Origin of the sequence: Erwinia piriflorinigrans CFBP 5888, from assembly GCF_001050515.1 — a bacterium.
Classification (GTDB): Bacteria; Pseudomonadota; Gammaproteobacteria; order Enterobacterales; family Enterobacteriaceae; genus Erwinia; species Erwinia piriflorinigrans.
On record NZ_CAHS01000005.1, the window covers coordinates 116,919 to 125,208 of the forward strand.

The following is an 8,290-nucleotide window of genomic DNA, read 5'->3' on the forward strand; positions in this document are numbered from 1 at the left end:
CCGCCATGTTGTGGTAAATGTTTATTTAAACCGTGCGCAACGGATCCTCATCTCAACCAGCATCCGCTTGGCTTTTTCCCTGCCGCTGACAAAAGAAAACCAATGGTTTCTGGACGAGCAACGGGGCCGCGTTGTCACAGGCCGGCCAATAACAAAGGCCGGCCTGCACAGACAGGTTGCACTGATTGTCTTACAGCGCGGCGATCACCGCCTGCTGCTCGATCAGTTTGGTTTTAGCCAAAGCAAAATCGCTCAGGCGTTCACGCTCTTTTGCCACCACCGCTTCCGGTGCGCGTGCGACAAACCCTTCGTTACCCAGCTTGGCGTTGATTTTCTCCATCTCCACCTCCAGCTTAACCACTTCTTTCGCCAGACGCTCCAGCTCGGCGGTTTTGTCCACCAGGTCGGCCATCGGGATCAGTAGTTCGGCACCGTCCACCAGTTTGGTGACGGCAACCGGGCCTTTCTCACCCGCAGGCAGCAGCTCCAGCGTCGTCAAGCGTGCCAGGGTTTTCAGGAAGTTGTGGTTGTCTTTGACGCGACGCACCACTTCATCACTGGCTCCACGTAGCAGTACATCCAATGGCTTGGCCGGGGAGATATTCATCTCATTACGAATATTACGCACCGCAACGATGGCCTGCTTCAGCCACTCGGTATCGGTCATCGCCACTTCGTCTACCTTGCTGGCTGAGAATTCCGGCATCGGTTGCAGCATAATGGTGTCGTCGCTGATATTTTTCAGCACTTTCACCCGCTGCCAGATGGTTTCGGTGATAAATGGAATAATCGGATGCGCCAGGCGCAGCAGGGCTTCCAGCACGTTCACCAGCGTATTGCGCGTGCCGCGCAGCTGGGCCTCGCTACCGCCGTTCATTACCGGCTTGGCCAGCTCCAGATACCAGTCGCAGAACTGGTTCCAGGTGAACTCATACAGGATATTGGCGGCGATATCGAAACGGTAGCTGTCCAGCGCTTCGCGGTAGGCTTTCACCGTGCGGTTAAATTCGGCGAGGATCCAGCGATCTGCCAGTGACAGCGCCAGCTCACCACCGTTGAAGCCACAGTCGTGCTCTTCGGTGTTCATCAGCACGAAGCGGCTGGCGTTCCACAGCTTGTTACAGAAGTTGCGGTAACCTTCCAGGCGTTTCATATCCCAGTTGATATCACGCCCGGTTGACGCCAGCGCTGCCAGGGTAAAGCGCAGCGCATCGGTGCCGTGCGGCTCAATGCCGTTCGGGAACTGCTTCTCGGTGCGCTTGCGGATTTTCTCCGCCAGCTGCGGTTGCATCATGTTGCCGGTGCGTTTCTCCAGCAGGTCTTCCAGCGAGATACCGTCAACCATATCCAGCGGATCGATAACGTTGCCTTTCGACTTGGACATTTTCTGTCCTTCATCGTCGCGGATCAGGCCAGTCATATAGACGGTTTTGAACGGCACCTGCGGTTTGCCGTCTTCATCTTTGATAAAGTGCATGGTCAGCATGATCATGCGCGCAATCCAGAAGAAGATAATATCGAAGCCGCTCACCAGCACGCTGGTCGGGTGGAAGGTGCGCAGCGCCTCGGTATTTTCCGGCCAGCCGAGAGTGGAGAATGTCCACAGCCCGGAAGAGAACCAGGTATCCAGCACGTCTTCGTCCTGGGTCAGTACCACGTCCGCGCCCAGATTGTTTTCGGCACGCGCTTCTTCTTCGCTACGGGCAACGTAGACATTGCCTTCGGCATCATACCAGGCCGGAATGCGGTGACCCCACCACAGCTGGCGTGAGATACACCAGTCTTGGATATCGCGCATCCACGAGAAGTACATGTTTTCGTACTGCTTCGGCACAAACTGGATATCGCCCTGTTCCACCGCTTCTACCGCCACTTTCGCCAGCGGGGCAGTGCGCACGTACCACTGATCGGTGAGCATCGGTTCGATCACCACGCCGCCACGGTCGCCATAAGGCACCGTCAGGTCGTGCGGTTTGATCTCGTCCAGCAGGCCGAGCGCATCTACCGCCGCGACGATGGCTTTACGTGCGGCAAAACGCTCCAGCCCACGGAACTCTGCCGGGATCGCAGGATCGCAGGCATCAGACTCTTCGCCGTTGGTGTCATAGACCTGGGCGGAATCACGGATGTCGCCATCAAAAGTCAGGATATTGATCATCGGTAAGCGATGACGGCGGCCCACTTCGTAGTCGTTGAAGTCATGCGCCGGGGTGATTTTCACGCAGCCGGTGCCTTTCTCCATATCCGCGTGTTCGTCGCCGACGATCGGAATACGACGATTCACCAGCGGCAGCACGAGGAATTTGCCGATCAGGTCTTTGTAACGCGGATCTTCAGGATTAACCGCCACGCCGGTATCGCCGAGTACGGTTTCCGGACGGGTGGTGGCAACCACCAGGTAATCTTTGCCATCAGCGGTTTTAACGCCGTCGGCCAGCGGGTAGCGGATATGCCACATGGAACCCTTCGACTCGCGGTTCTCCACTTCCAGATCGGAAATGGCGGTGCGCAGTTTCGGGTCCCAGTTCACCAGGCGTTTGCCACGATAGATCAGGTTTTCTTTGTGCAGGCGAACGAACACCTCTTTCACCGCGTTCGACAGGCCGTCATCCATAGTGAAGCGCTCACGCTCCCAGTCGACGGAGTTGCCCAGGCGGCGCATCTGGCGGGTAATGGTGCCGCCAGATTCAGCTTTCCACTGCCAGATTTTCTCAATAAAGGCATCACGGCCGTAATCCTGGCGGGTTTTGCCCTCTTCGGCGGCGATCTTGCGTTCAACCACCATCTGCGTGGCAATGCCCGCGTGGTCAGTACCGGCCTGCCACAGAGTATTTTTCCCCTGCATACGCTGGTAGCGGATCATGGTGTCCATGATGGTCTGCTGGAAAGCGTGGCCCATATGCAAGCTACCGGTCACGTTCGGCGGCGGGATCATGATGCAGAAGCTTTCCTGGGACGTATCGCCATGCGGTTTAAAATAGCCCTGTTGTTCCCAGTGCTCGTAAAGCGGCTGCTCAATATCTTGCGGGTTATATGTCTTTTCCATTTCTGCTATGTCTTAGGCAATGGGGGCGTTGCCGTATTCAAGTGGAAGCCAACGCTGCGATACGCTTTGTAGCGGTCACGCGCCAGCTGTTTCAAAGATGCTTCATAGGGTACGAAGTCTATCACTTCATAGAAAGCGGTGGCAAAATCTGCAAACTGCGGCAGCAGGCTGATCAGCAGGTCACGCGGCGCATTGCCCCGGCGCTGCGGCCAGGCCAGTTCGACCGGGGCACCGTACTTCGGTCCTTCTCCCGCCAGATTATGCGGCACAAAGGCGCTGGCCGGACGTTGCCACAGGGCTTCATCCAGCCGGATGGCTTGTGCTTCGTCTTCACAGGCGATCAACACGCGCTTCCCCTCACGCCAGCGGGCCTCGGCCAGCGAGCAGACCAGCGCTTCCAGAGCGCTCAGCTCGTCAACCGGAGCGTCGGTTTCCAGCAGATAGAAAGTTGCGTTTTTCATTAATGATGCCTGCCACACAATAAAACGGAGGAGTTCACGTCACCTGCACCCTGAGGGCGTTAATCCGGAAAAAGATGCCGCCAGTTTACCTGCTGACGGCATGGTATACATCCCTTCCGGTTGGTCTTTGCCCGGGCGCGTTAATCGTCGCCGTTCAGGCCAGCCCGGTTGAGCAGAAACTGTGACAGCAGTGCGACCGGACGCCCGGTGGCACCTTTAGCTTTACCTGAACGCCAGGCGGTACCCGCCACGTCCAGATGTGCCCAGTTGTACTTACGGGTAAAACGCGCCAGGAAGCAGGCGGCGGTGATGGCTCCGCCCGGACGACCGCCAATATTAGCCATATCGGCAAAATTGGATTCCAGCTGTTCCTGATACTCGTCGGCCATCGGCAGACGCCAGGCGCGGTCACCGGCCTGCTCAGAAGCGCCGATAAGTTCGTGCGCCAGCGGGTTGTGGTTCGACAGCAGGCCGCTGATATGGTGCCCGAGCGCAATCACGCAGGCACCGGTCAGCGTCGCGACATCAATGACCACTTCCGGATCGAAACGCTCAACGTAGGTCAGGGCATCGCACAGCACCAGGCGACCTTCCGCATCGGTATTCAGCACTTCTACCGTCTGGCCGGACATGGTGGTCAGCACATCGCCCGGACGATAAGCGCGCCCGCCCGGCATGTTTTCACAGCCTGCCAGCACGCCAACGACGTTTAGCGGCAGGTTCAGCTCGGCGACCATGCGCATCACGCCGTATACGGACGCCGCACCGCACATATCGTACTTCATTTCGTCCATTGCTTCGCCCGGTTTCAGCGAGATACCCCCGGTATCGAAGGTGACGCCTTTACCGACCAGCACAATAGGGCGTGCTTCCGCATCCGGGTTGCCTTTGTACTCAATCACCGACATCAGGGATTCATTCTGCGACCCCTGACCGACGGCGAGATAGGCATTCATACCCAGCTCTTTCATCTGCTGTTCGCCGATGACGCGCGTAGTGATATTTTTGCTGTAGGCGTCCGCCAGCTGGCGTGCCTGCGAGGCGAGGTAAGCGGCGTTACAGATATTAGGCGGCATATTGCCGAGATCTTTCGCCGCTTTGATGCCAGAAGCCACGGCAAGGCCGTGCTGGATGGCACGCTCGCCGCTGGTCAGCTCACGGCGTGTGGGGACGTTGAATACCAGTTTACGTAACGGGCGGCGTGGTTCGACTTTATTGCTTTTCAGCTGATCGAAGCTGTAGAGCGCTTCTTTCGAGGTTTCCACCGCCTGGCGCACTTTCCAGTAGGTATTACGCCCTTTGACGTGCAGTTCAGTGAGAAAACACACCGCTTCCATTGAGCCGGTATCATTCAGTGTATTAATGGTTTTCTGAATAACCTGCTTATACTGGCGTTCATCCAGCTCACGCTCTTTTCCGCAGCCAATCAGCAGGATGCGCTCAGAAAGGATATTAGGCACATGATGTAACAGCAGAGTCTGGCCGACTTTGCCCTCGAGTTCGCCACGGCGCAGCAGGGCACTAATGTATCCATCGCTGATTTTGTCCAGCTGTTCAGCAATCGGTGACAGCCGACGCGGTTCAAACACGCCCACCACGATGCAGGCACTGCGCTGTTTTTCCGGGCTACCGCTTTTTACACTGAACTCCATGTACTCTCCTGAATCTTAAAGACAACGGCGCTTGCTGCGGCTAGAATGGTTCACTTATGTAACCTACGAGCTGGCGCATTACGTCGTTATCAGATTGAGTTTTGGCGATAGTCATCTTTTTTGCCTCACCAAAACGCGATTGTTGTCATACAATTTTAGCTATGACGAGGGCCATTGGTAATAAAAATGGCGTATAAGCGATGAAACTAGCGATTTTCCTGCAAAAAGACAAGTTTTCACAGGCGTATTCAGTGTGATTATCATTAGATATCTGGTTCGGGAAACGCTCAAAAGCCAGTTGGCTATCCTGTTTATCCTGCTGCTGATCTTCTTTTGCCAGAAGTTAGTCAGGATACTGGGAGCCGCGGTGGATGGCGAGATCCCTACAAATTTAGTACTGACATTACTCGGCCTTGGCGTACCGCAAATGGCGCAGTTAATTTTGCCATTAAGCCTGTTTTTAGCCATTTTGATGACGCTTGGCCGGCTATATGCCGAGAGCGAAATCACCGTCATGCATGCCTGTGGTTTAGGTAAAGGCGTGTTGGTGAAGGCCGCCATGATCCTGATGCTGTTTACCGCGCTGTTGGCGGCGGTAAACGTCGGCTGGATGGGGCCCTGGTCTGCCCGCTATCAGAATGAGGTGATGCAAAACGCTAAGGCGAATCCTGGCGCTGCCGCACTGGCCGCTGGTCAGTTCCAGCAGTCGGGGGATGGGCAATCGGTGCTGTTTATTGAAAATGTGAAAGGTGACACCTTTAGCCACGTTTTCCTCGCGCAGCTGCGGCCAAAAGGTAACGCTCGTCCTTCCGTGGTGGTTTCCGAACATGGCCATATGGAGCAGCGCAAAGACGGTTCGCAGGTGGTGACGTTGGACCAGGGGACCCGCTTTGAGGGCACCGCATTACTGCGTGACTTCCGCATTACCGACTTTAAAAACTATCAGGCAATTATCGGCCATCAGGTGGTGACGCTTGACCCGAATGATTCCGAGCAGATGAGCCTCGATACCCTGTGGCATTCCGACAAGCCCGATTTTCGTAGCGAGCTGCACTGGCGTTTGACGCTGGTATTTTCGGTACTGATTATGGCGCTGATGGTGGTGCCGCTTAGCGTGGTGAATCCACGCCAGGGCCGCGTGCTGTCGATGCTACCCGCCATGCTGCTGTATCTGGTGTTCTTCCTGTTGCAAAGTTCACTGCGTTCCAGCGGTGACAAGGGCCGCATCGACCCGGCTGTTGCGATGTGGGCAGTTAACCTCGTTTATCTGGCTCTGGCCCTGCTGCTGAATGTGTGGGATACGGTGTCGATGCGCCGCCTGCGCGCGCGCTTTACTCGCGGAGGATCGGTCTGATGTTTGGCGTTCTTGACAGATATATCGGTAAAACGATTTTCAACACCATCATGACGACGCTGTTTATGCTGGTGTCGCTCTCCGGGATCATTAAGTTTGTCGATCAGCTTCGCAAAACCGGGCAGGGTGAATACACCGTGCTGGGTGCCGGGCTGTATACGCTGCTCAGCGTGCCAAAAGATATTGAGATCTTCTTCCCGATGGCGGCACTACTGGGCGCGCTGCTGGGATTGGGCACGCTGGCGCAGCGCAGTGAGCTGGTGGTCATGCAGGCTTCCGGCTTTACCCGTATGCAAATTGCGGCATCGGTGATGAAAACCGCCATCCCGCTGGTGCTGCTGACGATGGCAATCGGTGAATTTGTCGCCCCGCAGGGCGAACAAATGGCGCGTAACTATCGGGCGCAGCAGCTGGTAGGCGGTTCGCTGCTTTCCACTCAAAGCGGGCTATGGGCAAAAGACGGCGATAGCTTTATTTTTATCGAACGCATACGCGAAGGTAACGAGCTTTCGGGCATCAGCATTTACAACTTTGACCACGATCGCCGCCTGCAGTCGGTGCGCTATGCGGATTCGGCAAAGTACAACGCGGATAAAAAGCTGTGGGAGCTGGCGCAGGTCGACCAGTCCGATCTGACCGACGCGCAGCAGATTAAAGGCAGCCAGACGTTGAGCGGCGAGTGGAAAACCACGTTGACGCCGGACAAGCTGGGTGTGGTCGCACTCGACCCTGGGGCATTATCCATCAGCGGTCTGTACAGCTATTCGAAATATTTGCAGCAGAGTGGTCAGATGGCAGGACGCTATCAGCTGAATATGTGGAGCAAAATCTTCCAGCCGCTGTCTGTCGCGGTGATGATGTTGATGGCGCTGTCGTTTATTTTTGGTCCGTTGCGCAGCGTGTCGATGGGGATGCGTGTGATTACCGGTATCAGTTTTGGTTTCCTGTTTTACGTGTTGGATCAGATTTTCGGCCCGCTAAGCCTGGTGTATAACATCCCGCCGATCCTCGGGGCGTTGCTGCCCAGCGCGGCGTTTTTCGCGCTCAGTGTGGCTATGCTGGTTAAACGGCGGTAGCTATTCTGGGGTTATTTGGTGATCCGGTTGAGATTCATCAAATTGCGAGCAAGGTCAACTGCCAGGTCAAGTTCAAGTTCAAGTTCCAGGGCGTTCCGGCCGCCTTGCAGGCGGTCGGGAAGGGGTGTGCAGTCGCCCACACCCCTTCACCCCGGGCTTGCGGCTGGCGCAGCGCCCACCGCGTGGGTGCCCTCAGCCCGCCTGCTTTCCCGCCGCACCGGTCGTGAATCGACATCCTGTCTCAGCACGCCCTTTCGCCGACGTCCTGCCGGCTCATGCTGGAAATCAGTCGTGCTTCGGCGCTGCTTAACGCCGCCTGAAGGTTAAAGGCCAAGTCAAAGGTCAACAGCCAGGTCAAGTTCAGATCAAGTTCAAGTTCCAGGGCGTTCCGGCCGCCTTGCAGGCGGTCGGGAAGGGGTGTGCAGTCGCCCACACCCCTTCACCCCGGGCTTGCGGCTGGCGCAGCGCCCACTGCGTGGGTGTCCTCAGCCCGCCCGCTTTCCGGCCGCACCGGTCGTGAATCGACATCCTGTCTCAGCACGCCCTTTCGCCGACGTCCTGCCGGCTCATGCTGGAAATCAGTCGTGCTTCGGCGCTGCTTAACGCCGCCTGAAGGTTAAAGGCCAAGTCAAAGGTCGACAGCCAGGTCAAGTTCAGATCAAGTTCAGATCAAGTTCAAGTTCCAGGGCGTTCCGGCCGGC

Annotated in this window: 6 protein-coding genes; 2 read left to right on the top strand and 4 right to left on the bottom strand. The window is 56.6% G+C overall.

Features of this window, described 5'->3' with window-relative positions:
- Positions 1-190 precede the first annotated feature (190 nt).
- The 3 genes from EPIR_RS01880 to pepA form a co-directional block, all read right to left on the bottom strand.
- Positions 191-3,046 (bottom strand): valine--tRNA ligase, encoded by a 2,856-nt coding sequence (locus EPIR_RS01880; protein WP_048696681.1) that lies wholly within the window; start codon positions 3,044-3,046, stop codon positions 191-193.
- A gap of 5 nt (positions 3,047-3,051) precedes the next feature.
- Positions 3,052-3,507, bottom strand: coding sequence for a DNA polymerase III subunit chi (locus EPIR_RS01885; protein ID WP_023653595.1), 456 nt, complete (start codon positions 3,505-3,507; stop codon positions 3,052-3,054).
- A gap of 140 nt (positions 3,508-3,647) precedes the next feature.
- On the bottom strand, positions 3,648-5,159 hold the full coding sequence (gene pepA, locus EPIR_RS01890) for a leucyl aminopeptidase (protein ID WP_023653597.1): 1,512 nt from the start codon (positions 5,157-5,159) through the stop codon (positions 3,648-3,650).
- Between the two features lie 253 nt (positions 5,160-5,412).
- On the opposite strand from pepA, the gene lptF reads away from it, so the two are divergent.
- Together lptF and lptG are read left to right on the top strand one after the other, a co-directional pair.
- Positions 5,413-6,513, top strand: a complete 1,101-nt coding sequence (lptF, locus tag EPIR_RS01895) for an LPS export ABC transporter permease LptF (protein WP_023653598.1) — start codon at positions 5,413-5,415, stop codon at positions 6,511-6,513.
- Positions 6,513-7,589 (top strand): LPS export ABC transporter permease LptG, encoded by a 1,077-nt coding sequence (gene lptG / locus EPIR_RS01900; protein ID WP_023653599.1) that lies wholly within the window; start codon positions 6,513-6,515, stop codon positions 7,587-7,589. The genes lptF and lptG overlap by 1 nt, the downstream gene beginning before the upstream one ends.
- A gap of 241 nt (positions 7,590-7,830) precedes the next feature.
- Here the strand turns inward: lptG and EPIR_RS01905 are convergent, their stop codons facing one another.
- On the bottom strand, positions 7,831-8,022 hold the full coding sequence (locus EPIR_RS01905) for a hypothetical protein (protein ID WP_048696683.1): 192 nt from the start codon (positions 8,020-8,022) through the stop codon (positions 7,831-7,833).
- Between the last annotated feature and the right edge of the window lie 268 nt (positions 8,023-8,290).

Coding starts and splice junctions, on each gene's coding strand:
- lptG (WP_023653599.1), top strand. CDS start 6,513: ATGTTTGGCGTTCTTGACAGATATATCGGTAAAACGATTTTCAACACC.
- pepA (WP_023653597.1), bottom strand. CDS start 5,159: ATGGAGTTCAGTGTAAAAAGCGGTAGCCCGGAAAAACAGCGCAGTGCC.
- EPIR_RS01880 (WP_048696681.1), bottom strand. CDS start 3,046: ATGGAAAAGACATATAACCCGCAAGATATTGAGCAGCCGCTTTACGAG.
- EPIR_RS01885 (WP_023653595.1), bottom strand. CDS start 3,507: ATGAAAAACGCAACTTTCTATCTGCTGGAAACCGACGCTCCGGTTGAC.